Raw genomic sequence first — 23738 nt, 5'->3', positions numbered from 1 at the left:
TCGTTATGATCATTAAGAATCAGTTCGTTTATAACTAATATCAGGATCTTATAGATATTTCAGGGTCGACTAATCAGAGGCATATATTGAGTCGACCATAAGCAGTTCGATTTTTTCATAATAGAGAAGGCCGGAATACGGAGATTCTAGTAAATTTTTTATGACCGGATCAATAACCTAAAGTGTCGCAACAAAATCTAAAACTTCTTTTACGTGTCCTGGCACTTTAACACCGCGCCATTCTTTTTTTAATATACCTTGGGCATCTATAACAAAAGTGCTGCGTTCAATACCTAGAACTTGCTTACCATACATATTTTTCATTTTTATGACATCAAATAACTCACAAACCTTCTCATCTTCATCACTTAACAGTTCAAAAGGAAATTGCATTTTTTCCTTAAAATTTTCGTGCGATCTAATACTGTCACGAGAAACACCCACAATTACACAGTTCTTCTCAGTAAAAGCATGCCAGTAATCTCGGAAATCCTGACCTTCTGTTGTACAGCCCGGTGTATCATCTTTTGGATAAAAATAAATAACCAGATTCTTACCAATGTTTCCGGCCAGTGAGAATGCCTTATCCCCAGTCGAAGGCAATACAAAATCGCTTACCACGTGCTCAAGTATTAGCATTACTATTATGGAATTTGTTTATTGATTACTATCGCAATCGCATCATTGCCAATTTTGACGGGGTTACTAAATCCTTGAAGATCCCCGCTAGCAGGAACAGCTTGTCCTGATTTAGAAATTCTTGCCTCAATGACCACCTCAGGAAAACTTGACATTTTCATGGTGGGTGTCATGGCCATATCATCTGTCAATTTAAACGTAGCTGGAAGATCACTTGCCTTCAAGCGTAAAATCGCCAAAGGCATTTTAGGTCCTGATTTGGCTCGTGCATAAATAAATAAAGTGTCATTCGCTGAAGCTTTTGATGCTAATTCTTGGCTAATAGTTACTTGACCAGAAACTGAAAGAGATGCTGGTGCAGTTGTCACAGGTGCATCTGAAGTCATTTTCTCCGGTTGTGTATTAATTTCTTGCTGTGAATTTGTTGCTTTAGCTTGCTGTTGCGTTGTTATTCCTTTACCGCCAGAAGCCAACAATCTAGCTTCAGCAATACTGGTTTTGACTGAATTAGCCAATTGAGAGTCCGCAGGAATCACTTCCAATAATTTTTCCCAATGCGCCGCTGCTTGTTCGAATTTTTCTTGTTCAAACTCAATAGTACCTGCCAATGCCAGAGCCTTCGGATATTGTGGATCAATGCGCAACGCTTCATAAATCAACTCGGCAGGCTTACCCGCTAGACTTCCTTGATTCTTCATTGCCAATACATCGGCATAATCGCTGAGTATTTGCGGATTATTTGGAACCAATTCTGCCAGTTTTGCATAAGTATTACTGGCCTCAGTATAACGTTCCATGATCGCGTAGGTTCGACCCAGCATTACCCATCCTTCAATGTCTTCAGGATTCTTTTTTAATCGTGCGATAAGATTTTCTAGAACTGATGAAAAATTGTCATGCCCTGCAGGTGAATCGCCACCACTTCCACGATTCATTTGGGTAGCATTTGCAAGCTGTGCTTGTGGCAATAATCCACGCGTATCTCCGATAACCAAATAAAGAAAAACTGCGGCTAGTGGTAAAGTCAATGCTATAAAGGTTGATATCGCGATATTATGAATTTTTTTATTTTTTTTGATAATCATTTTTTCTCTCTCAGAAACATCTTGCAACATACGTTGCTGTAACTCTTGTTTACTTTTGTTATATTGTTCCTGGGTCAGGATATCATTTTCCAAATCATTATCAAGTTCAGCGATTTGATCACGGTAAACCGTTATATTTACAGCATCATGTTCTATATATTCAAGCTGAGTATCTCTATTTCTTAATAGCGTAGGAATAATAAATAGCAAAGCTGTTACGACAAAAATTCCAGATATAACCCAAAATGACGTCATACGTTCTTACCTTTTTTATTTTCATTTAGCAAATCTTCAGCTCTCTCAAGTTGTACTTCAGAGAGTGATACATCTTCTATTTGTGCACGGCGACGTCTCAGATAAATTATCAATGATCCCAATCCAATTATGAATAAAATGACAGTACCAAACCATAAAAATATTGTTGTGGGTTTCATTGGTGGATTATAAAGAACAAAATCTCCATATCGATCAACTAAAAACTGAACAATCTCCTCATCAGTCTTATTTGCCTTAATTTGTTCACGAATTTCGCGTCTTATGTCATTAGAAAAATCAGCACGAGAATCGGCGATTGATTCATTCTGACAAACCAGACAGCGTAAATCCATTGTTAACGCCAGCATTCTCTTTTCGACTACCGGATCCTCTGCTACCGGGACAGCTTCTTTTGACCAGCCAACTGATGGAACAATAAGAAATAAAAAGAAAATAATAACCAATCCTTTTATACTATTAAAATGCCGTGATACGACAGAGCTATACAAATTATGATTTTTAAGCATATGAGATTAATTACCTAGGCTTGCTTCTGTAACTCAATTATGAGGGGAATGATCGTCTTTTGTAATGAATCTACTGTTACTGGACCAATTTGTTTATGTCTTATAATACCTTTTTTATCAATCACATAAGTTTCAGGAACACCATAAACACCATAATCAATCCCGACTTTTCCATCAGGGTCAACGATACTAATCGTATATGGGTCGCCATAGCGTTTCAGCCATTGCAACGCCGTAGTGCGCTCATCTTTGTAATTTAGACCATATATTGGAACAATCCCAGAATTAGCCAATTGAACTAACAGGGGGTGCTCGTCACGACAAGCCACACACCATGATGCCCATACATTCAGCAACCAGACTTTACCAAGATTGTCATTAGATGACATCAGTCTATCCGGTTTATGCAAATGGTTAAGCTGAAACATTGGTGCTGGCTTATCAATAAGTGGTGATGGAACTTGCCGTGGATTTAATGTCAAGCCAACAAGCAAGAATGCTGCAAGCACTATAAAAGCAAATAATGGGATCAAATATCGCATCATGCTTTTCTTGTCTCCGCTGCCAATACAGTATTACTCGCTGTCGAAGCAGTTGTTATAGGAATTTCTTCTTGTAAACGCTCTACTTCTGTATTCTTTGCAATAACAGGGCTCGTTTTGGTTATCTTTAAGCGATAGCGGCGATCAGTTACAGATAAGATGCCGCCGATTGCCATCAGCAAACATCCAAACCAGATCCAGTCTACAAACGGTTTGTGATAAGCACGCACTACCCAGGCATTATTGGCCAAAGGCTCACCCAGTGCAACATAAAGATCACGGAATAAGCCAGTATCTATGGCCGCTTCAGTCATTGCCATACCTGACGCATTGTAAGTCCGCTTCTCAGGATGCATTTCCCGAATAACCTTTTCATCTTGAATGACAGCAATGTCGCCACGTACTGCTTTGTAGTTAGGACCAACGACATCGCTCACGCCGTTAAATTGGAATGTATACCCTCCAACCGTCACTTTACTACCTATATCCATCCGCACATCTTTTTCAGTTTCGTAACTATTTACCAGGGTTACACCGATAATAAATACGGCCACACCTAAATGTGCGCAGTGCATTCCATAATAACTTCTGGATTGTTTAATTAGCCGTGAAAATAAACTACCTTGCCCACTATTATTAATTCGATGTTTTATATTAACAAAAGCACAAACTATGATCCAGAAAGCTAACAATAAGCCAAAGCTCACCATTGGTTTCCATTCACCCATAAAATACGGTGCAATCAAGGCAGAAACCACGCTGACAGCAAAAGCCCAACGCAAACGGATTGCTAAAGTCGGCAAACTCATTTGTTTCCAACGCGAAATAGGACCAACACCAATCAGAAAAATAGCGGGTGTCATAACCGGTACGAACACAGCTTCAAAAAAAGGCGGGCCAACCGATAGTTTGCCAAGACCGAGTGCATCGATAATCAAAGGGTACAGAGTTCCGAGTAAAACACTGCTTGCTGCTACCAATAATAATAGATTATTAGCCAGTAACAATGATTCACGTGACAACATATCAAACTTGCCACCCAAACCAACTTTAGGTGCGCGCCATGCAAACAATAATAACGAGGAACTGATGACGATGACCAAGAATGCAAGGATAAATACGCCACGCGCAGGATCCGTCGCAAAAGCATGCACGGAAGTTAGCACGCCCGATCGCACCAGGAATGTTCCCAGCAAGCTTAAGGCAAATGTGGAGATTGCTAGTAAAACTGTCCAGCTTTTGAAGCTGCCACGCTTCTCAGTGACTGCTAAAGAATGAACCAGTGCCGTACCCACCAGCCAAGGCATAAATGATGCATTCTCTACAGGATCCCAAAACCACCAGCCACCCCAGCCCAGCTCATAATATGCCCACCAACTACCCAGCATAATTCCTATCGTCAAAAATACCCACGCAACTATCGTCCAAGGACGCGACCACCGGGCCCAAGTCGCATCCAATCTTCCACTTAACAAGGCTGCAATGGCGAAAGCAAAAGCAACTGAAAACCCCACATACCCCATATAGAGCATAGGTGGATGTATCACCATACCAGCATCTTGCAACAACGGATTTAAATCACTGCCCTCTAATGCTGCTGGTAATAGGCGATCAAATGGGTTTGAAGTAAACAACATGAATAACAAGAAACCTACACTTACTAATCCCAATACACCAATAACTCGCGCTACGATATCATCCGGCAGCTGTTTGCTAAAGACACTGACCGCAACCGACCAACCTGCGAGCATTAATACCCATAGCAATAAAGATCCTTCATGGGAACCCCATGTAGCAGCCAGCCGGAAATGAAATGGCAATTCCGAATTTGAGTTCTTTGCCACATTCATTACTGAGAAATCACTACTGACAAACGAATACCCCAAACATAGAAATGCTATTAAAACAAACACAAATTGTCCCTGCACTACCGGCCTGGCGAGTGCTATCCATGACGGGATACCGCGTGCTGCACCAATAATAGGTAGTGTTCCTTGGATTAAGGCTAAAAGTAGTGCAAGTATTAGGGAAAAGTTACCAATTTCTGGAATCATGATTATATCTTATAAGTTAATGATTATTCAGGATTAAATTATGATATGTTCAGGGATTAGCAAGATAATTCCTGAGGGAATCTTTATTGTGCTAAAGAGGCTTTCTGGGCTTTACCCGCCTGCTCTAAGGCTTCTGCTGCTTCGGGCGGCATATAATTTTCATCGTGCTTAGCAAGTACTTCATCTGCCATAAAAATACCATCGGCAGATATTTTTCCCTGCGCGACAACACCCTTGCCTTCTCTAAACAAATCAGGAAGGATACCTGTATATACTACGGGAATTGTCTGAGCAGTATCAGTCACCGCGAAGCGTACTGTTGTACTATGGTCTTCACGCTTAACGCTACCCTCTTCTACTAATCCACCAATTCGAAAGCTTTTTCCAATAGGCGCTTCCTTTGCAACGACTTGTGATGGACTAAAGAAAAAAACCAGATTGCTTTGGAAGGCATTTAGTACTAAAACAGAAGCGACGCCTAATGCAGCAACTCCTGCAGTAATAATTACAAGTTTTTTATGACGTGGTTTCATTTTTTATCTCTTTTTTATTTAAGCCGTTAATGAGACCGTACTGTCTCTCTAAAGTTCGGCGGCGGTTTGAAATTAGAAAAATTTCACCAAGTATACAAATGAAAGTCACAGCGTATGAACCCCAAACATAGAGTCCGTACCCGCCCATCGCAAAAAACTCTGACAAACTTGACCAATTCATCACATAGCTCCCTTCTTTTGTAACTCTGCCACCCATGCTGTATGGCTTTCACGCTCAAGAATAATGATACGTGTGCGTTTTAATATTACAGCAATGGAATACATCCAGCTTGCCAGTACCATAATAAGCATACCCATCAACATTGTACTCGCCATTGCAGGTGCTTGATTAACGCTTACCGATGCACCTTGATGCAAGGTATTCCACCATTGCACTGAAAAATAGATTATTGGGATATTGACCACGCCTACCAAAGCGATAATTGCTCCAGCCTTATCTGCACGGCGCGGATCATCAATGGCTGCTTGCAGGGACATAAAACCGATATAAAGAAAAAATAGAATTAACTCAGACGTTAATCTTGCATCCCATACCCACCATGTTCCCCACATTGGCTTTCCCCATAGCGCTCCTGTCCATAATGCAATAAAGGTAAACATCGCGCCTGTGGGTGCAATTGCTGTTGCAAGCATGGAGGAAAGCCGTGTATTAAAAGCCAAGCCAATACCTGCCCAGAATGCCATTACAACATAGAGAAACATCGACATCCATGCTGCAGGCACATGAATAAAAATAATCCGGTAAGCTTCCCCTTGCTGAAAATCAGTGGGTGCAACAAAAAAACCAACATAAAGCCCTGCTGCCAGTAATATGAGCGCAACAAAAACGAATATTGGAATCATTTTCCCCGCCAGTGAATAGAAACTAGCAGGAGAAGAATATTTGAACCAATTAATAGCCATATTTATATATTAAAATTCTTTATTAAATTTTATTTCCGATCCAGCCCAGAATTTTGTAACCGCTAATTCTATACTAAAATGACAAAATCAAGAATTGCTTTCTATTAGCAGATTCAATACATTGAAAGTTTCACAAAACGTACTTTGTTTCGTAAAAATAGCAATTTACCGGAAAATATATTCCAGAAACTGAATTCATTGCAACGTAACTAATATTAGCGCTATTCCAATGAAACGCGTAAGGAAGAAGCGGCAGCCCATGGCGCGAAAACAAGCGATACTAAAAGAAATGCACCGATTAATGACAAATGTGCATCAAAACCAACTCCAGCCATATTCGCCTCAACAGCACCGGCACCAAAAATCAGTACAGGAATATAGAGAGGCAAGACTAATAAAGAAACCAATACACCGCCTCCCCGCAATCCTAGGGTCAATGCTGCACCGATAGCTCCAATTAAGCTTAAAACCGGAGTACCCAGCAACAGAGCGGTAGTTAAAACAAACAGCGCCTCAACCGGCAAGTCATATTGAATACCCAATACAGGCGCCATCAATACCAGCGGCACTCCGGTTACCAGCCAATGCGCCAAAGCTTTTCCAAGTACCAAAAGTGATAGCGATTGCGGTGACAACAACATTTGCTCTAATGTGCCATCAAGATAATCATTCGAAAACATTCTGCCGAGAGATAACATTGAAGCCAGTAAAGCAGCGACCCATACTACACCAGGCGCCATCGTGCGCAGCATATTCATTTCCGGCCCAACACTTAATGGAAACAGACTGACTACAATAATAAAAAAAAATAGAGTCGTTAAAACATCTGATTGACGTCGCATAGCCAGTAATAAATCACGTTTAATTATCCACATAAACATATCAGGCCAAGTGCAACTGCGTTGTTGATGTTGCGGTTAAATCAATTTCTTGGTGGGTCGTCATTACCACCATACCGCCTTGCTTCAAATGTCGCTCCAGTAACTCCTGAATCAATTTAACTGCCAGCACATCCAATGCAACTAAAGGTTCATCCAGAATCCATAGCGAAGTTTTACATACAAGCAAACGAGCCAACGCAACACGACGCCGTTGGCCTTGTGATAATACTTTGACAGGCAACACCTCTCTTCCGCCCAACCCCATATAGCCAAGTGCTTCACTTGCCTGGGTATCGTTGATTTCAAAACCTGCTAGCGCGCTTGAAATGCGTAGATTCTCAATGACTGTCAAATCATCTTTTGTACCACTCAAATGACCAATATAGGTCATTGTTGCAAAGTAATCGCCATTTAAGTTACGAATTGACGTGCCACTCCAAAGAATTTCACCAGCGGCAGGATTTGACAATCCACATAGCATGCGTAACAAGCTGGTTTTGCCACTTCCATTGGGACCGCGCACTTGCATTAAACCGCCGGCCTCAAGAGAAAAATTGATATCCTTAAAAAGCTCGCGATCACCACGAACACATGCGAGACTAATTCCTTGCAACATTATTTTTGATCAATCGGTGGAATAAGCAGGGGATTATAGCGCATTGATGATCCCTGTAACACTGCTAACTTAGTACAAGTATCTTGTCATTACTGTAATTCACAGAATATTTCTATCGATTGAAAAAATATCGCTTATCAATATGAATATAAAAAAACCAGCATCTATCATTTCAGCATGAATTACCTATGAAACCGCACGCTCGCGCTTTTCAACAAAGCTTAGTGGCTATCCCCTTCTGAATTCTGCCAAAGCTTCAATATGTGGAGTGTGGGGAAACAAGTCAACCAGTTGAATATCTTTGATTGACCAACCATTCTGATTAAAAAACCAGGCATCACGGGCGAAGGTTTCCGGGTTGCAGGAGATATAATAAATTGTTCTTAATGCGGCGAAGCTTGCGAAAAAACCGTGGTATTTTTTTAAGCCGGCACGGGGCGGATCGAGTACCAAGGTTTCTGCATCAAAGACATTTTTTCTAATATTGCTCCAGATAGAAGGTTTGAAAAGATCGGCGCTCTGGGTAGTTACTTTGGCGAGATTCCTCGCTTTGAGTGCCTGGATCGCACCGTGCTCGGATTCATAAGCAATGATAGATGTGCAATTCGATTCAGCAATGATTTCCGTGAAATTTCCTGAACCACAGAATAATTCCACTACTTTGCCCAAATGCGGATTATGTGCGAGTTTCTCCCGCAACCAGGCTTGCATTCGCTCGTTTTGTGCCGTGTTGCCTTGTTTGAAGGGGCGTCTCTGATTGATGCGAATTTCATCGACTTGCATGTCATCATCCAGATCAATAAATTGCCAGTTGTGATCAGAATCCGCTTGCCATGCGCTATTGGGTAGTTGCTGAAGGGTTGTTTTTATAAGACTCCGGCAGCGCTCATTGAGGACAATACAATCATTGATCGGCGCAATCTGATAAGAGTTATCCGATACAAAACCAAGTTTCTCACCGTCTGTTTTCACCTGACAGCGATTGCGATAGCCGTACAAATTCGGAGCTGGTTGAATGGGGCCGATATTTAATTGAGTAGTGTCAAACCCAGCTCTTTTCATGGCATACACAAAGCGATTCCGTTTTTGCTCAAGTTGGCTTGTATAATCGGCAATCATCCAGGGGCAACCGGTGCAGGAATTTTCTTCCAAGCCAACATGGAGGCATATGGGCGTTTGTCTTTGTGCGGATGAGTGCGTGAGCGTAATCAATTTGGCATAAGCAAATTTCTTGTTGTTGAGTGGCTTATCGATGACTTCAAACTCACCGATATCGCCCGGCCACGTGCCATAAACAAAATAAGACATGTTATTTTGATCGTTCTTGACAACACCCAGGCCTTTTTGTGATAAATGTGTAACCGTGCCATTAAATTTCATATTGAATAATTTGTTCTTGTTTTATTGATCAGGAGAATCCGCTGTGGCGAATCCCTATGAAAATTTTAGAAAAAATCCTGAGCTACTGGAAACCAGCTTGACTACTTTACAGTATCAGGTGACGCAAAATGCCGGTACCGAGCCACCGTTCCAGAACGAATACTGGAATCACAAGGCCGTCGGCATTTATGTCGATATTGTATCGGGTGAACCGTTGTTCGCGTCGATTCATAAGTTTGATTCGGGCACCGGCTGGCCCAGTTTTTCCCAGCCGATTAATGGGCAGGCTATCCAGCTCAAAAGTGATTATGAACTAAGGATCCCGCGCACGGAAGTCCGCAGTCGCTATGCAGACAGCCATTTAGGTCATGTTTTCAACGATGGCCCGCCGCCCACCGGCATGCGCTATTGTATAAACTCTGCTGCATTAAAGTTTATTAAAAAAGAAGATCTGCATACGATGGGTTATGGGGAATTAGCGGCATTATTTGAGGATGATGCAAGAAAGTAGAGATTCAATGGCAGAAAAAGATTCCCCTGTAGAAGAATTACTGACCGCCCAGCGGCCGCCTTCATTATTACATGCGGTCATTTGCTTTGCCGGCGTATTTTTGCTGATTTCGCTCGGTCTGTTTGTTTATGCAGCCAGCATTCATGCGCTCATTTTTCTGGCATTAATTTGGGTCAGTATGCAAGCGCGCTGGCTGGGTTACTCCTTTATCGATATCCGGCACATGATGGATGACGGTATCACCAAGGCGCTGCCGGCCATTTATATTTTTCTGTTGATTGGCATGGTCATAGCCAGCTTCATGCAAAGCGGCACCATTGCGAGTCTGCTTTATTACGGCATATACCTGCTCAGTCCAAGCATATTTCTGGCCACTGGATTGATCTTGTGCAGCTTTATGTCGGTTGCCACCGGCACATCCTGGGGAACCGTTGGAACGGTCGGGGTGGTATTGATGGGTATTGGTGATGCGATAGGCATTCCGTTACCGCTCGTGGCCGGCATGATCGTCTCCGGCGCCACTTTTGGTGATAAATTATCGCCTATTTCCGATACGACCAATCTGGCGGCCATGAGTGCTGGAACTAATCTTTACCGGCATATCGGCTCCATGCTCTATACCACAATTCCCACATTCCTCATTGTACTGGGCATTTTCATTTTCTGGGGCATGCAATATGGTGACAATGCATTGCCGAGAGATCATATTGATGGAATCCGTGTTGCATTAGCGGATGCTTACCAGCTAAATCTGTGGATAACACTGCTCCCCTTATTACTGATGTTTGGCTTGAGTATCAAACGTTATGCTGCTGAAGTCAGCATGACGGGTAGTATTGCCCTGGCCATGTTGATTGCCATTGTTTATCAAGGTAAAGATAGCGTGGATGTAATCAACGCACTTTGGCTGAATTCGGCGGGCACTACCGGGATTGGAAGTATCGATGCTTTGCTCGGGCGTGGCGGTGTTTACAGCATGGCATGGACATTATTATTATCCATCATGGCGTTGGCACTCGGCGGGATTCTGCATCATGCCGGTTTTCTGCGTGTGCTGTTGGTGCATATCATCGCCCGCATCCGGCGAATCAGCACACTCATCGCCACGACCATCGCATCCGGATTAATTGGTAATATGGCAATGGGAGAAGCGTATATTTCGATTATCTTGAATTGCCAGCTATTTAAAAGTGCGTATCAGGAACGCGGATTGGATAAAGCTGTGTTATCGCGCTCGGTAGAAGAAGGCTCCACGCTGACCACAGGGCTTATTCCCTGGACTACTGCTGGCACCTTCTATGCTGCAACCCTTGGGGTCCCGACATTGGACTATGCACCGTATGCTCTACTGAATTTACTGAATCCTTTAGTCTCTATTGGTATGACGTTATTGGGGATTGGGTTATTGCAAAGTAAAACCAGCACGAAATAAAATGGAAATTAAAAATGAAAGAAGAATCAAATCATCGTAGTAATTGGAAAGCTATGCTTATTATTCTAGTGGCCTTGATAGGTGGTTTTCTGTTGTCGTTCCTTGGGTTCGGATTGCTCTGGAGTGGTATAGCTTGGCACGTTCAACTCATCATGATTTTGCCATTTTCGCTTCTGTCTTATGCAATATTCCGCTGGAGTAATGGGATTATGATATCTTGCACTTTTATTTTCATTGGCGCAGCACCGCTTGGCATATTGATTTCCCAATTTCGCGATACGAATGGTTCACACTTGATGCCAATTCTTGTTGTTTTCAGTTGGATCATGGGCATGCTTGCCGGTTATTATTGGGGAAAATTATCGCGAGCCGCCGAATCTAAATCAGCTGAAGATATCGCTTCATCCTAGAGGAAACAATCACATGCATCGTCTCGAACTTAAAATTCCGCCGGTCGCTCTGGTACTCTTATTCGCGCTCGCAATGTGGCTTGTTGCACGAGCGAGTCCGGGGGCGGGTATTCAAATTCCCGATAGAGAATGGGTGGCATTGGTGATTTTGATTGCCGGGTTTGCGTTGATTATCGTCGGCGCTTCTGCATTCATTTCAGCCAAAACAACTGTAAATCCCATGACACCCGAGTTAGCCACATCCATTGTCAGCAGCGGTATATATAAGCTGAGCCGAAATCCCATGTATCTTGGTTTATTTATAATGCTTGCGGCATGGGTGATATTTCTGGGAAACATCCTTTCGGCCTTGCTGTTGCCGTTATTTATTTTGTGTATGAACCGATTCCAGATCATCCCTGAAGAAAATGCTTTGCTGGAGAAATTTGGTGATGGCTATGCCGGATACTTGAAATCGATTCGCCGCTGGCTATGACATCTTCATTTGTTTTATGGTTAGCCAAATAATTTTTCTTATATTTGTTTCCTGCTTCAGATTACCTCAGAACTTTTCTACGACATACTCCCAGCAATCGCTTTTAGCAGTTATATTTTTGATCTAACATCATTAATTACTGCAATCTAAGACACATTACCGGCAACCTGAGTCTCGCAAAATTCCCCTGCTACGCGGTTTCTTTCCTAATTTTCCTGTCCTGTTGATGGATTACCTTATTAACCAGGACAAAGGTACTAACACAAAGCTACCAACACAAAGCTACTAATAAATAAGGATTAATTGACTATAGCACTAGGTTGTTCTAAGAATTAATATGAAGCCATTCAAAAAGATTGCATAAAAGTTTAATGAATCAGGCATCAAAAAGAGTGGCTCTACTAATAGAGATCACATTGTAGTTTTATTAAGGAAACTCTGATTAAGTCCCAAAAACTTGTAAAATACGCGGTAGATTGTAACCACTGCAAGGGAATGCATTGATGAAACAATTAGTATTGTCGATTCCATTATTTATCAAGAAACCAAAAGTAACTCGCCGGCAAAAGTTTCTCGAAGAAATGGAGCAAGTGGTTCCATGGGTAGACTGGACGAATCGGATCGCGCCGCACTATCCGGTAGCAGGTTTGGGACGCAAGCCATTTGCGTTGGAAGCGATGCTGCGGATTCATATGATGCAGCAATGGTTTGGTTATTCAGATCCGGCAATGGAAGAAGCGTTACATGATGTGCCGATGCTACGTGAATTTGCAGGACTAGATGCGGGAGAAGATGTTATGCCTGATGAGACGACGATCCTCAAGTTTCGCCACCTGCTGGAGAAGCATCACTTGGCACAAAGCCTGTTTGCTGAAACAACTGGGCGGTTAGCGCAACAGGGATTATTGCTGCGTCAGGGCACGATAGTTGACGCCACGCTGATAGCGGCTGCGCCATCGACCAAGAACCGGCAACGCAAACGTGATGGCGAGATGAGTTCGACTAAGAAAGGCAACAACTATTACTTTGGATTAAAAGCACACATAGGCGTAGATGCCGATTCCGGCCTGGTGCATAGCCTGGAAATTACCACGGCCAAAGTGGCCGATGGCAACATGATTGATGCGCTGGTACATGGCGAAGAGGCAATTGTATTGGGTGATCGGGCTTATACTCGTAATGATCGCAATCTGGAAGCGCAACGACAGCCGGAAGAGCCGGTCTGGGGTATGCCATTCAAACGCAAGCGCGGTGAGGAATTGCCAGCAGAACATGCCGTGCTCAATCGTATGCTAGCTTCACTACGCGCAAAGGTTGAACATCCGTTTCGTATTGTCAAAAGACAATTTGGTTATACCAAAGTCCGTTACCGAGGATTGTTCAAGAATGCACAACAGCTTTATCTGTTGTTTGCCTTGGCTAATCTTTACCATGTCCGTAAGGTGTGGATGCCAACCACGGGATAATTCCGTCCAATATCCCTGAAAATCAGCATCAGGGGACAGAATAGTATGCAATCTGCTAAAAATTACAGTTATTAATCGCACAATAATGCCTATATTAGCTACTTTACCGATAGCTTTGTCGACAAAACTGGAATAAATAACTTAATCAGAGCTTCCTTAATAATTCCTTTGAGGTGAGAAAAATGAAGAAAAGATTTTTCATGCAACAAACAATAATTACTGCAGCGTTACTGATTGCAGGCGGCACTGCTAATGCGGGGCTTTCGTTTGTTCCAACAAATACAGTAACTCGAACCGAGGCATTTAACATCGGGGGTTTTGCAACCTTGTCCGTTGGCTCAACATTGAGCGTTGGTCATCTCGATTACACTGGCCCAGGGTCGCAAACGGTTACCTACACTTTTCTTGGCCAAGAATCGGGTTTTAACGATAAATTTTATGACATTTTAGGTGGCACCACGCTGCTTGAATCCAATCCGATTGGAACATCGGTCAGTTCATTGGTTAGCGCGATTGGACCGCTAAATTTCAAGTTTGAAGGTGACTCTGGAAAATTCGCATTCAATGGTGGAACATGGGATACCGGTACTTCAATTGGGCTGATTGGAACAAACATGCTCGTCGGCTCCACCATTTATCAGTATGTACTTGGCTACAACGATAGCGCGGGTAGCAGTCATCTTGGTGATTGGGATGATTTCGTTATTGGCGTCAGTGCCGTTCCAGAACCAGAAACCTATGCCATGATGCTGATCGGGTTTGGTTTGATAGGTTTTTCAATCCGCAAACAAAAAGTACGTTAAAGTTAAAGACTAGCTTCAAATTTGTTTAAAAAACCCTTGAATAAATTTGCTCCGCGTGCCCTGCGGCAAGACCGCAGGGCATTACAGCGCAGAAAACCAAAAAGCGGCGCGCTATACTAACGTCAAAAACGCAATCTATAATGATCCCCGTGGCAAAGCCACGGGGAATCGCAAGTTCAAATTGCTGTGCTCAGTGATATGCTGGAATATTGATGTTTAAGTAATAGCATACAAATCATGCGTATCCGAATCAGTGATCTCAACTTCAATAAAATCCCCCGGTTGAACGTGATCCGCTTTTTCCACGTATACCAATCCGTCAATTTCGGGTGCATCAGCACTACTTCTTGCAATCACCTGATTTTCAGTAAGTTCATCAACCATAACCACCATCTTTTGGCCAACTTTCGCTGCCAAACGTTGACGGCTGATTTCTTCCTGCAATTGCATAAACCGCGCACGACGATCTTCCTTAATTTCTTCCGGAACAGGATCGGCAAGCTGATTAGCTGTTGCACCTTCAACCGGTGAATAGCTAAAACACCCGACGCGATCTAATTGCGCCTCCTGCAAGAAGGCTAGTAATTCTTCAAACTCCGCTTCAGTTTCACCCGGGAAACCAACGATAAAGGTGCTGCGTAATGTGATGTCAGGACAAATCTGGCGCCATTGTTGAATGCGTGCCAAATTATTCTCAGCATTGGCGGGGCGTTTCATGGCTTTCAGAATACGTGGATTTGCATGCTGAAACGGCACATCCAGATAAGGCAATATCTTGCCCTCCGCCATCAGTGGGATCACTTCGTCGACATGCGGGTAGGGATAAACATAATGCATGCGCACCCATACTCCTAATGTACCCAATGCCTGCGCAAGCTCGGTCAAGCGGGTTTTAATCGGCCTGCCCTGCCAGAAACCTGTGCGATATTTTACGTCTACGCCATACGCGCTGGTATCTTGTGAAATGATCAAAAGTTCCTTCACACCGGCATTCACTAGATGCTCGGCTTCCTGCATAACTTGATGAATCGGCCGGCTTACCAAATCACCGCGCATCGAAGGGATAATACAAAACGTGCAGCGGTGATTACAGCCTTCAGAAATTTTGATATATGCGTAATGTTTGGGCGTTAACCGGATTCCTTGTGGCGGTACCAAACTGGTAAAAGGATCATGCGATTGCGGCAAATGGGTGTGGATAGCAGACATCACTTCCGGCAGCGCGTGAGGTCCGGTTACGGCCAACACCTGAGGATGGGCTTTTTTAACCACGTCCCCATCCTCTTTCGCACCCAGGCACCCAGTGACAATTACTTTCCCGTTTTCTGCTAGCGCTTCACCGATCGCATCCAGCGATTCCTCAACCGCACTATCAATAAACCCGCAGGTGTTAACAACGACTAAATCTGCATCTTCATAGGAAGATGATATTTCATACCCCTCGGCGCGTAACTGGGTCAAGATTTGTTCAGAATCCACCAGTGCCTTTGGGCAACCAAGAGAAATAAAGCCAACTTTTTGTGAAGCTTGTTTTAATGATGACATGAAATAAAAATTAAATGAAAATAGGATATTGCTAGTGAATACGCACTGAATTCTATCTGATTACGGACTGAAGCAATTTATTTCTTCGCATTGCTGGGAAAGGGAAACACTATAAATAATCTAAGAATCATGCAACATATTTTGAATGGAAACCAATCGGGTCAAGACTATTGAAGGTTTTCTGGAAGTATTCAGCGGAATTGAAGGAACTATCGGTTATCTTTGAAACAGTAACTCCGCTCTGACAGAAACACAGAATAGATTCGCTGATCAGAAGAAAACCGCCTGCACAAATTACAAGCCTACTTTAAGCCGGCCCTGTGAATCGTGCCGCATCAATGATTGACCATAGATGGAAAATTCCACCAATTACTGCAGGAACAATCAGCACGGCAAAAAAGTATCCCACACCTGTGATTACAAAAAACAAAAATGCCGACAATAAACGCCCCTGGACCAGTTGACCCAAACCCGGTATAAAGAAACTACAAACTGCCGCTAATACATTTCCACCCGATCCCTGCCCTGATAACATTGCTCTCCTCTCTCTATTTTCACAGCACTCATTATTTTTTGCTGATTGTATCCTCATCCTTTGCAGGATGCTCATAATCTATACCTATCGTATCACCCGCCATTCTTTTTTCACGTACCTCATCCAAACTACCCAGTTTATCGATTCGCTGTGATGTATCTTGGATAAGCACATCAAGCTTCTTCACGGATTCGGGCGACAGTGTTTTATTTGTCTCAATTTCAAACTTAAAGTAGTGTAAATTATTTAAGAAATTACCTGTGATATCTTGTACTGTTCGCATCGTAGCTTTTAAAACTCTTAACTTTTCTTCCCGTATTTCGACTTCTTTGATGGATTGTATGTTCTTTAATCGCTCTTGGTGTAACTCATGCGCTTTATTTCGTTGCATCAGTGTCAATACCGCTGTTACCCAGATCACTAATATTGCCATCGTGCGGTTTGCAAAAATTTGATACATCGGGATATCACTCGGCGGTGATCCGAGATATCCAACCCCTACCAGTATGGTGCAGATGAAAGCTACGATTAAGGTAAAGCGCTTTTCAGGCGACTTTAACGAGAGCAACACGACAACGACATAGGGAACACCGCTCGCCACACCAAGCGGAGTCATAAAATCCACCAGTAAAACAATCAGTGCGACAAAACCGCATGTCAGATAAACACCGACTCCTGTTTCGTTTTCAGTATCGAACTGATTCTCATTGATGAAGTCTGGTTGGGCCATATCAAACGCTATTGAATAAATTCTGATTAAGAGAGTGTATATGAATTACTTCAAACTATACCTGACAATATTCAGGCATATTCCTATGCATTTCATCAAATAGTGCTTTGACTTATCTTAGAGAAATCTCTATTTCTTTGAATTTGCCATCAATTCTGCAGCTTCTTTTAACAAAAATTCTCTGAAAGCATTGGCAACACCGGATAGGCGCTTATTCTTCCTGTGTACTACATGCCAATAACGGATAATAGGAAAACCCTGCACATCCAGAATCTTCAAACGATTCGTTTCAAGTTCCAATTCTGCCGTATGCTGCGACATAATCCCTAACCCCATACCTGCCTGAACCGCCTGTTTAATCGCTTCGGTTGTGTCTGCTTCCATCCCTTTATTGATTTTGACATCATGCGCTGCAAAAAAACGTTCCATGGCACCGCGCGTTCCTGAACCTGATTCACGTACCAGAAAAATTTCCTTGGCTAATCGCTTAACCGGTATATGCTGTTCTTTGCACAAAGGATGATCCGGCGGCGCTATCACGACCAATGGATTTTCTATAAAAGATTCACTATCAATATCGAGATCATCAGGCGGTTGCCCCATGATTGCAAGGTCGATCAAATTATCAGAGAGCTGTTTCAATACGGTTTCTCGGTTAGAGACATTTAAACTCACTGTTACACCTTTATAACGCTGGCAAAATTTTGCCAATAAATGCGGCGCAAAGTAATTGGCAGTTGTTACCACAGAAATATTTAACTTGCCCCGCTCCATGCCTTTCAATTCATCCAGTGCAACCTCCATATCAGCTAATTGCTGGGAAATTGAACGACTGTATTGATATAACTCACGTCCCGCCTCAGTCAGATAAATTCGTTTCCCCAGTTGCTCAAATAACGGCAAACTAATATTGCCTTCTAGTTGCTTAATCTGCATTGAAACAGCAGGTTGGGTCAAATGGAGTTCATCGGCGGCACGCGAGTAGCTCAAGTGCCGCGCAACCGATTCAAACACTTTCAATTGTCGTAAAGTAAGATGAAGCATACATCAACTCAGTGAGATTCTCATAAACATTACCTTATCATAAATATCAGAATTACTGATTTGTTCTTATAGATAAATAGCGCTATAGTGTGTTTCATAGATTTGAGTAGTCTTGTTTGTAACGCAATATCCTCTCTTTTCTGCCTGTGCTGTTGGCTGGAGTTGAGTGGAACTTAACTGGAGAAGAAACTATGGCAGTAAAAATATATAACGCTGGTGTGAAAGAATATAGACACACTTACTGGACCCCTGATTATACTCCGCTGGATACCGATCTTCTGGCATGTTTCAAAATTACGCCTCAAGCCGGCGTACCTCGTGAAGAAGTTGCTGCTGCAGTAGCTGCAGAATCTTCAACGGGTACCTGGACCACAGTGTGGACTGATCTTTTAACCGATTTGGACTACTACAAAGGACGTGCTTATAAGATTGAAGACGTTCCAGGCGATGACACTTGTTTCTACGCATTCGTAGCTTACCCTATCGATCTTTTTGAAGAAGGCTCCGTGGTTAACGTGCTGACCTCGCTGGTGGGTAACGTGTTCGGTTTTAAAGCGCTACGCGCACTGCGTCTGGAAGATGTTCGTTTCCCGATTGCCTACGTCAAAACCTGCGGCGGACCTCCAGCAGGTATTCAAGTAGAACGCGATCGTCTGAACAAATATGGCCGCGCGCTGTTAGGTTGTACCATTAAGCCTAAACTGGGCCTGTCTGCCAAAAACTACGGCCGTGCTGTATACGAATGTCTGCGCGGCGGTCTGGATCTGACTAAGGACGATGAGAACGTTAATAGTCAACCTTTTATGCGTTGGCGTGATCGTTTCGAATTCGTGGTGGAAGCTTGCCAAAAGGCTGAGCGTGAAACTGGAGAACGTAAAGGTCATTACTTAAACGTAACCGCACCAACTCCAGAAGAAATGTATAAACGTGCAGAGTTTGCTAAAGAATTGGGCGCACCGATCATCATGCATGACTACTTGACGGGTGGTTTAACTGCCAATACGGGACTGGCTAACTGGTGCCGCAACAACGGAATGCTGTTGCACATTCACCGCGCTATGCATGCCGTACTCGATCGCAACCCGCACCATGGCATTCATTTCCGCGTTTTAACCAAGGTACTACGTTTATCCGGGGGTGATCACCTGCATTCCGGTACCGTGGTAGGCAAACTAGAAGGTGACCGTGCAGCAACCCTCGGCTGGATCGATACTATGCGTGACAAATTCATCAAAGAAGACCGCAGCCGCGGCCTGTTCTTCGATCAAGACTGGGGTTCTATGCCAGGTGTATTCCCAGTTGCCTCGGGCGGTATTCACGTTTGGCATATGCCAGCACTGGTTGCTATTTTCGGTGATGATGCCTGCTTGCAATTCGGTGGCGGTACCTTAGGTCACCCATGGGGCAATGCTGCTGGTGCCGCTGCTAACCGCGTGGCATTGGAAGCCTGCGTCGAAGCACGTAACCAAGGTGTTGAAATCGAGAAGGAAGGCAAAGCGATTCTAACCAAAGCTGCTAAGAGCAGTCCCGAACTGAAAATTGCCATGGAAACATGGAAAGAAATTAAGTTCGAGTTTGATACGGTTGATAAGCTCGACGTAGCCCACAAGTAAGCAACACATGACTAAAGAAGAAGAGCCGATAGTTAACATAGCTTTTCTTCTTCATCTCTCTAAAAATGAGGAATAAAGAATGAGCGAAGTAATTGATTACAAATCACGTGTCAGTGATCCAGCAAGCCGTAAGTTTGAGACATTTTCCTACCTGCCTGCGATGTCTGACAAAGATATCAAGAAGCAAGTACAGTATTTAATTAGTAAAGGCTGGAATCCAGCCATTGAGCATACAGAACCAGAGTATGTAATGGATTCCTACTGGTATATGTGGAAACTACCCATGTTTGGTGAAACTGATGTAGACCGCGTGCTGGCAGAAGCTGCTGCGTGTCATAAAGCCAACCCGAATAATCATGTTCGTTTAATTGGCTACAACAATTTCAACCAATCGCAAGGCACTGCCATGGTGATATACCGCGGCAAGACTGTTTAAGATACAACGGGTTTCGTACCCTGGAACCCCCTTTACCTGTAAAAGGATCGGGGGTTTTTTTTGACCAAAATAAAGTACTTTTCAGACAGCTATAACAGGAGTTCATCATGAGCGAAATCATTGATCAATACCGTGTAACTACCGAGCCCTATTACCACCCCGTAGCTGATGAGGTGGAATTATATGAAGCCGCCTATTCGGTGCGCATGCCGATGATGCTGAAAGGTCCTACCGGCTGTGGTAAAACTCGTTTTGTTGAATACATGGCATGGAAATTAAAAAAACCGCTGATAACCGTGGCTTGTAATGAAGATATGACCGCATCCGATCTGGTGGGTCGTTTTTTGTTGGATGCCAATGGCACGCGCTGGCAAGATGGTCCGCTGGCTGTTGCGGCACGCTATGGCGCCATCTGCTATCTGGACGAAGTCGTTGAAGCACGCCAGGATACCACTGTGGTGATCCATCCATTAACCGACAATCGCCGTGTCTTGCCATTGGAAAAAAAAGGCGAGCTTGTTCATGCGCATGCTGACTTCCAGATTGTCATTTCCTACAATCCAGGCTATCAAAGCTTGATGAAAGACCTCAAGCAATCCACCAAACAGCGTTTTGGCGCACTGGATTTTAATTATCCTAACCATGACGTTGAAAGTGAAATCGTGTCGCACGAAACGGGGGTGTCCACTGAAATTGCTGAAAAACTGGTATCAATTGCGGAACGTGCACGCAACCTCAAAGGTCATGGATTGGATGAAGGCATCTCAACGCGTATGCTGATTTACGCCGGTAGCCTCATTGCCAAAAAAGTAGACGCGCATGCCGCTTGCCGTGTTGCTTTGGTTCGACCCATCACCGATGATCCCGATATGCGTGATGCACTGGATGCCGCAGTCAGCACTTTCTTTAATTAAGTGTTGTGATAATTCAGAAACCTATCGATTGTTTTGTAAAAATAAACAGGTGCTCCCATGAGTATTAATCTGGATGACTACAAAGAATTACTGGAAGATTTAGAACCAGAATCGGTTGAATTACTCAAGCATGCATGGCCAGAAGCCGTCAAAACTTTTTCGTCGCGCGGGTTGGATAACTACCTGAAAGGCGCTTCGGCTATTCGTGGATTAGGGCGCGGACGCAGTCTGGTGGATTGTTGGATCGATGAAGTCCCATTGGTAGCCAAAGAAATTGGTGAAGATATTATCAGTGATCTGGCGACTTCTGCACTTTCACTCGCCTCCAGAACTTCCGGCGCAGTGATCGAGCTGGTATTAGCCACCTCCCCCACTGCGGCGAAACGGCTCGGTGATGCGCAGCTATTCCAGAATTATCTGCAATTCCTGAATACCTTGATTGCACAAGCACCGCGCGGCATGCGTCCGATGCTCAACAAACTGGATATTCTGTTTGGGCAACTGACTCTGGGTGGACTGCGCCGCTGGGCGATGTGGGGAGCACATGCGCATCGCACGAATTACGAAGAGCAGATCAAATATTTTGGATTGGAATCCAAGGAATCACTCGCGGTACTGCAAAAAGAACGCAAGGGTACCCTGTTTGTGGATGTGCAACGCCGCATCAATATGTATCTACGCGCACTGTGGGCACGTGATTTTTTCATGAAACCCACCTCCGGTGACTTTGAAACGCGCGAAGGTTACAAACCCTATATCGAAAATTACTTCATTTACCTGCCTGATGCCTATGACAGTCATGCGGGCATACCCGCCACCGAGGTGTATCGTGCCGCTGCAGCGCACGCTGCCGCACATCTGGTGGAAACCAAACAACCGATTTCTGCGGAAGGATTGAGTCCGATGCAAATGGCAGTCATCTCCGTGATCGAAGATGCGCGCGTCGAAGAACGCTCCATCCGCCGCTTCCCGGGATTGCGTAAAACCTGGGCAGTCTTGCATACCGCCACACCGGATAGGGCTGTCACCATGGGCGATTATCTCAATCGCCTGGCACGCGCTATACTCGACCCGGATTATCAGGACAACGACCCTTGGATTATCGAAGGCCGTCAGCTTTTTGCAGCCGCACAGGACAAACTGGATACCTATCAAATCTCATGGGACATTGGCGTTCAACTGACGCATAGTTTTAGAGAAAAAAACATTCCCTTCGCCATGCTATCGGATCAGCTCACCGCACCGTATCGCGACGACAATCGGTATTTCTGGGAATTTGAGGAATTTGACTTAAACAAATCCCTGTCGGCTGGCTATGAAGCGCCCAAACAAATCCGCAAATACGTCAATGTGATGGAATTCGCCAACGAAGTCGAGGTGGAAACCGCCGGTGACGACGCGCAGGAAATCTGGGTCATGGGTACCGAATTTTTTCCTTATGAAGATACCGGCGTTTCCTACAACGACCTAGAAGGCAAAGAACCGGTGTCAGCACCCTACCACTATTCCGAATGGGATTACCAGATTCAACTGGAGCGCCCGGATTGGGCCACGGTTCAGGAAAAACGCGCCAAGCTGGGCGATATACAATGCATCGACGATATCGCGCAGCAATACAAGCGCGAAATCGCACGCATGAAGTTTCTGCTCGATGCCATGCAACCGCAAGGCACGCGCCGCATCCGCAAACTGGAAGATGGCGACGAAATCGATATCAATGCCGCGATCCGTTCAATGATCGACATCCGCATGGGCATGCAACCCGATCCTCGCATCATGATGCGCTCCGTGCGCAAAGTGCGCGACATTTCAGTGCTCGTGCTGCTCGATTTATCCGAATCGACCAACGAAAAAGTTTCTGGCCATGACTACTCCGTGCTAGATCTGACCCGCCAGGCGACGGTACTGCTCGCCAACGCCATCAACAAAATCGGCGATCCTTTCGCGATTCACGGCTTCTGCTCGGACGGGCGGCACGATGTGGAATACTACCGCTACAAGGATTTCGACCAACCCTATAACGAAATCCCCAAAGCCCGGCTCGCCGGCATGACCGGGCAACTCTCCACCCGCATGGGCGCGGCGATGCGCCACGCCACTCATTATTTGAAACTACAGAAATCCGCGAAAAAACTGCTGCTCGTCATCACCGACGGTGAACCCGCCGACGTCGACGTGCGCGACCCGCAATACCTGCGCCACGACACCAAAAAAGCCGTGGAAGAAGCCGGTCGCTCGGGCATTCTCACCTACTGCATGAGCCTCGACCCACGCGCAGATCAGTATGTGTCGCGCATTTTTGGTGAGCGCAATTATCTGGTGGTGGATCATGTGGAACGACTTCCGGAGAAATTACCAGTGTTGTATGCGGGGTTGACGAGATAGAGA

At 44.3% G+C, this 23738-nt stretch carries 25 protein-coding genes; 10 read left to right on the top strand and 15 right to left on the bottom strand.

From position 1 onward, the window contains the following. Positions 1–177: 177 nt before the first annotated feature. The 11 genes from NIT79A3_RS06330 to NIT79A3_RS06280 all read right to left on the bottom strand — a co-directional run bounded on the left by NIT79A3_RS06330 (position 178) and on the right by NIT79A3_RS06280 (position 9436). Positions 178–633, bottom strand: a complete 456-nt coding sequence (locus NIT79A3_RS06330) for a peroxiredoxin (protein WP_041360676.1) — start codon at positions 631–633, stop codon at positions 178–180. Positions 634–644: 11 nt separating this feature from the next. Beyond that, the gene (gene ccmI / locus NIT79A3_RS06325; protein ID WP_013965391.1) at positions 645–1979 is read right to left on the bottom strand and encodes a c-type cytochrome biogenesis protein CcmI; all 1335 of its coding nucleotides are present in this window, start codon (positions 1977–1979) and stop codon (positions 645–647) included. After that, the gene (locus tag NIT79A3_RS06320; RefSeq protein WP_013965390.1) at positions 1976–2506 is read right to left on the bottom strand and encodes a cytochrome c-type biogenesis protein; all 531 of its coding nucleotides are present in this window, start codon (positions 2504–2506) and stop codon (positions 1976–1978) included. Before NIT79A3_RS06320 ends, ccmI begins: the two co-directional genes overlap by 4 nt. A gap of 14 nt (positions 2507–2520) precedes the next feature. Then, positions 2521–3051 (bottom strand): DsbE family thiol:disulfide interchange protein, encoded by a 531-nt coding sequence (locus NIT79A3_RS06315; protein WP_013965389.1) that lies wholly within the window; start codon positions 3049–3051, stop codon positions 2521–2523. Further along, entirely contained in the window at positions 3048–5102 is a 2055-nt protein-coding gene (locus tag NIT79A3_RS06310) for a heme lyase CcmF/NrfE family subunit (protein WP_013965388.1), read from the bottom strand. The genes NIT79A3_RS06315 and NIT79A3_RS06310 overlap by 4 nt, the downstream gene beginning before the upstream one ends. 83 nt (positions 5103–5185) lie before the next feature. Further along, positions 5186–5635 carry a cytochrome c maturation protein CcmE gene (gene ccmE, locus NIT79A3_RS06305; RefSeq protein WP_013965387.1) on the bottom strand — a complete coding sequence of 150 codons (450 nt, stop codon included), beginning with the start codon at positions 5633–5635 and terminating at the stop codon, positions 5186–5188. Next, positions 5619–5783 (bottom strand): heme exporter protein CcmD, encoded by a 165-nt coding sequence (ccmD, locus tag NIT79A3_RS06300; protein WP_292928103.1) that lies wholly within the window; start codon positions 5781–5783, stop codon positions 5619–5621. Before ccmD ends, ccmE begins: the two co-directional genes overlap by 17 nt. A gap of 32 nt (positions 5784–5815) precedes the next feature. Continuing rightward, positions 5816–6559 (bottom strand): heme ABC transporter permease CcmC, encoded by a 744-nt coding sequence (ccmC, locus tag NIT79A3_RS06295; protein ID WP_013965385.1) that lies wholly within the window; start codon positions 6557–6559, stop codon positions 5816–5818. 221 nt (positions 6560–6780) lie between these two features. Then, positions 6781–7440 carry a heme exporter protein CcmB gene (gene ccmB, locus NIT79A3_RS06290; protein WP_013965384.1) on the bottom strand — a complete coding sequence of 220 codons (660 nt, stop codon included), beginning with the start codon at positions 7438–7440 and terminating at the stop codon, positions 6781–6783. A gap of 1 nt (position 7441) precedes the next feature. Continuing rightward, positions 7442–8056 (bottom strand): cytochrome c biogenesis heme-transporting ATPase CcmA, encoded by a 615-nt coding sequence (gene ccmA, locus NIT79A3_RS06285; protein ID WP_013965383.1) that lies wholly within the window; start codon positions 8054–8056, stop codon positions 7442–7444. A gap of 228 nt (positions 8057–8284) precedes the next feature. After that, positions 8285–9436, bottom strand: coding sequence for a class I SAM-dependent RNA methyltransferase (locus NIT79A3_RS06280; RefSeq protein WP_013965382.1), 1152 nt, complete (start codon positions 9434–9436; stop codon positions 8285–8287). A gap of 43 nt (positions 9437–9479) precedes the next feature. On the opposite strand from NIT79A3_RS06280, the gene msrB reads away from it, so the two are divergent. From msrB to NIT79A3_RS06250, 6 genes are all read left to right on the top strand, one after another. Further along, a complete protein-coding gene (msrB, locus tag NIT79A3_RS06275; protein WP_041360201.1) occupies positions 9480–9947 on the top strand; it encodes a peptide-methionine (R)-S-oxide reductase MsrB in 468 nt (155 codons plus the stop codon). Positions 9948–9954: 7 nt separating this feature from the next. Beyond that, positions 9955–11379 carry a Na+/H+ antiporter NhaC gene (gene nhaC, locus NIT79A3_RS06270; RefSeq protein ID WP_013965381.1) on the top strand — a complete coding sequence of 475 codons (1425 nt, stop codon included), beginning with the start codon at positions 9955–9957 and terminating at the stop codon, positions 11377–11379. Positions 11380–11393: 14 nt separating this feature from the next. After that, entirely contained in the window at positions 11394–11789 is a 396-nt protein-coding gene (locus NIT79A3_RS06265) for a hypothetical protein (RefSeq protein WP_013965380.1), read from the top strand. A gap of 13 nt (positions 11790–11802) precedes the next feature. Next, entirely contained in the window at positions 11803–12264 is a 462-nt protein-coding gene (locus NIT79A3_RS06260; RefSeq protein ID WP_013965379.1) for an isoprenylcysteine carboxylmethyltransferase family protein, read from the top strand. 503 nt (positions 12265–12767) lie between these two features. After that, a complete protein-coding gene (locus tag NIT79A3_RS06255; protein WP_013964369.1) occupies positions 12768–13730 on the top strand; it encodes an IS5 family transposase in 963 nt (320 codons plus the stop codon). A gap of 182 nt (positions 13731–13912) precedes the next feature. Then, the gene (locus NIT79A3_RS06250; protein WP_013965378.1) at positions 13913–14533 is read left to right on the top strand and encodes a PEPxxWA-CTERM sorting domain-containing protein; all 621 of its coding nucleotides are present in this window, start codon (positions 13913–13915) and stop codon (positions 14531–14533) included. 216 nt (positions 14534–14749) lie between these two features. Here NIT79A3_RS06250 and rimO read toward each other — a convergent pair whose 3' ends face one another. The 4 genes from rimO to NIT79A3_RS06230 form a co-directional block, all read right to left on the bottom strand. Continuing rightward, positions 14750–16078, bottom strand: coding sequence for a 30S ribosomal protein S12 methylthiotransferase RimO (rimO, locus tag NIT79A3_RS06245; RefSeq protein WP_013965377.1), 1329 nt, complete (start codon positions 16076–16078; stop codon positions 14750–14752). 307 nt (positions 16079–16385) lie between these two features. Next, on the bottom strand, positions 16386–16613 hold the full coding sequence (locus tag NIT79A3_RS06240; protein WP_013965376.1) for a hypothetical protein: 228 nt from the start codon (positions 16611–16613) through the stop codon (positions 16386–16388). A 31-nt stretch (positions 16614–16644) separates the two neighbouring features. Then, the gene (locus NIT79A3_RS06235; protein ID WP_013965375.1) at positions 16645–17343 is read right to left on the bottom strand and encodes a hypothetical protein; all 699 of its coding nucleotides are present in this window, start codon (positions 17341–17343) and stop codon (positions 16645–16647) included. A gap of 129 nt (positions 17344–17472) precedes the next feature. After that, entirely contained in the window at positions 17473–18387 is a 915-nt protein-coding gene (locus tag NIT79A3_RS06230) for a LysR family transcriptional regulator (RefSeq protein ID WP_013965374.1), read from the bottom strand. 191 nt (positions 18388–18578) lie between these two features. Here NIT79A3_RS06230 and NIT79A3_RS06225 point away from each other — a divergent pair, with 191 nt between their 5' ends. The 4 genes from NIT79A3_RS06225 (at position 18579) to NIT79A3_RS06210 (ending at position 23735) form a co-directional block, all read left to right on the top strand. Continuing rightward, complete coding sequence (locus NIT79A3_RS06225; RefSeq protein WP_013965373.1) at positions 18579–20000, top strand: form I ribulose bisphosphate carboxylase large subunit; 1422 nt, start codon at positions 18579–18581, stop codon at positions 19998–20000. A 79-nt stretch (positions 20001–20079) separates the two neighbouring features. Next, positions 20080–20436, top strand: coding sequence for a ribulose bisphosphate carboxylase small subunit (locus tag NIT79A3_RS06220; RefSeq protein WP_013965372.1), 357 nt, complete (start codon positions 20080–20082; stop codon positions 20434–20436). A 107-nt stretch (positions 20437–20543) separates the two neighbouring features. Beyond that, on the top strand, positions 20544–21350 hold the full coding sequence (locus tag NIT79A3_RS06215; RefSeq protein WP_013965371.1) for a CbbQ/NirQ/NorQ/GpvN family protein: 807 nt from the start codon (positions 20544–20546) through the stop codon (positions 21348–21350). Between the two features lie 57 nt (positions 21351–21407). After that, the gene (locus tag NIT79A3_RS06210) at positions 21408–23735 is read left to right on the top strand and encodes a nitric oxide reductase activation protein NorD (RefSeq protein WP_013965370.1); all 2328 of its coding nucleotides are present in this window, start codon (positions 21408–21410) and stop codon (positions 23733–23735) included. Positions 23736–23738: the final 3 nt, after the last annotated feature.

Source organism: Nitrosomonas sp. Is79A3, assembly GCF_000219585.1.
Taxonomy (GTDB): Bacteria; Pseudomonadota; Gammaproteobacteria; order Burkholderiales; family Nitrosomonadaceae; genus Nitrosomonas.
This window is presented reverse-complemented; position numbering and strand designations above follow the sequence as displayed.

Excerpts from the sequence above, each read along its gene's own strand:
- NIT79A3_RS06210 (WP_013965370.1), top strand. The coding sequence starts at position 21,408 with ATGAGTATTAATCTGGATGACTACAAAGAATTACTGGAAGATTTAGAA.
- ccmA (WP_013965383.1), bottom strand. The coding sequence starts at position 8,056 with ATGTTGCAAGGAATTAGTCTCGCATGTGTTCGTGGTGATCGCGAGCTT.
- NIT79A3_RS06260 (WP_013965379.1), top strand. The coding sequence starts at position 11,803 with ATGCATCGTCTCGAACTTAAAATTCCGCCGGTCGCTCTGGTACTCTTA.
- NIT79A3_RS06255 (WP_013964369.1), top strand. The coding sequence starts at position 12,768 with ATGAAACAATTAGTATTGTCGATTCCATTATTTATCAAGAAACCAAAA.
- NIT79A3_RS06250 (WP_013965378.1), top strand. The coding sequence starts at position 13,913 with ATGAAGAAAAGATTTTTCATGCAACAAACAATAATTACTGCAGCGTTA.
- NIT79A3_RS06220 (WP_013965372.1), top strand. The coding sequence starts at position 20,080 with ATGAGCGAAGTAATTGATTACAAATCACGTGTCAGTGATCCAGCAAGC.
- rimO (WP_013965377.1), bottom strand. The coding sequence starts at position 16,078 with ATGTCATCATTAAAACAAGCTTCACAAAAAGTTGGCTTTATTTCTCTT.
- NIT79A3_RS06315 (WP_013965389.1), bottom strand. The coding sequence starts at position 3,051 with ATGATGCGATATTTGATCCCATTATTTGCTTTTATAGTGCTTGCAGCA.
- NIT79A3_RS06280 (WP_013965382.1), bottom strand. The coding sequence starts at position 9,436 with ATGAAATTTAATGGCACGGTTACACATTTATCACAAAAAGGCCTGGGT.
- NIT79A3_RS06225 (WP_013965373.1), top strand. The coding sequence starts at position 18,579 with ATGGCAGTAAAAATATATAACGCTGGTGTGAAAGAATATAGACACACT.
- ccmC (WP_013965385.1), bottom strand. The coding sequence starts at position 6,559 with ATGGCTATTAATTGGTTCAAATATTCTTCTCCTGCTAGTTTCTATTCA.
- nhaC (WP_013965381.1), top strand. The coding sequence starts at position 9,955 with ATGGCAGAAAAAGATTCCCCTGTAGAAGAATTACTGACCGCCCAGCGG.
- NIT79A3_RS06230 (WP_013965374.1), bottom strand. The coding sequence starts at position 18,387 with ATGCTTCATCTTACTTTACGACAATTGAAAGTGTTTGAATCGGTTGCG.
- NIT79A3_RS06265 (WP_013965380.1), top strand. The coding sequence starts at position 11,394 with ATGAAAGAAGAATCAAATCATCGTAGTAATTGGAAAGCTATGCTTATT.
- ccmE (WP_013965387.1), bottom strand. The coding sequence starts at position 5,635 with ATGAAACCACGTCATAAAAAACTTGTAATTATTACTGCAGGAGTTGCT.
- ccmB (WP_013965384.1), bottom strand. The coding sequence starts at position 7,440 with ATGTTTATGTGGATAATTAAACGTGATTTATTACTGGCTATGCGACGT.
- NIT79A3_RS06240 (WP_013965376.1), bottom strand. The coding sequence starts at position 16,613 with ATGTTATCAGGGCAGGGATCGGGTGGAAATGTATTAGCGGCAGTTTGT.
- NIT79A3_RS06320 (WP_013965390.1), bottom strand. The coding sequence starts at position 2,506 with ATGCTTAAAAATCATAATTTGTATAGCTCTGTCGTATCACGGCATTTT.
- ccmI (WP_013965391.1), bottom strand. The coding sequence starts at position 1,979 with ATGACGTCATTTTGGGTTATATCTGGAATTTTTGTCGTAACAGCTTTG.
- NIT79A3_RS06235 (WP_013965375.1), bottom strand. The coding sequence starts at position 17,343 with ATGGCCCAACCAGACTTCATCAATGAGAATCAGTTCGATACTGAAAAC.
- ccmD (WP_292928103.1), bottom strand. The coding sequence starts at position 5,783 with ATGGGCGGGTACGGACTCTATGTTTGGGGTTCATACGCTGTGACTTTC.
- NIT79A3_RS06310 (WP_013965388.1), bottom strand. The coding sequence starts at position 5,102 with ATGATTCCAGAAATTGGTAACTTTTCCCTAATACTTGCACTACTTTTA.
- NIT79A3_RS06215 (WP_013965371.1), top strand. The coding sequence starts at position 20,544 with ATGAGCGAAATCATTGATCAATACCGTGTAACTACCGAGCCCTATTAC.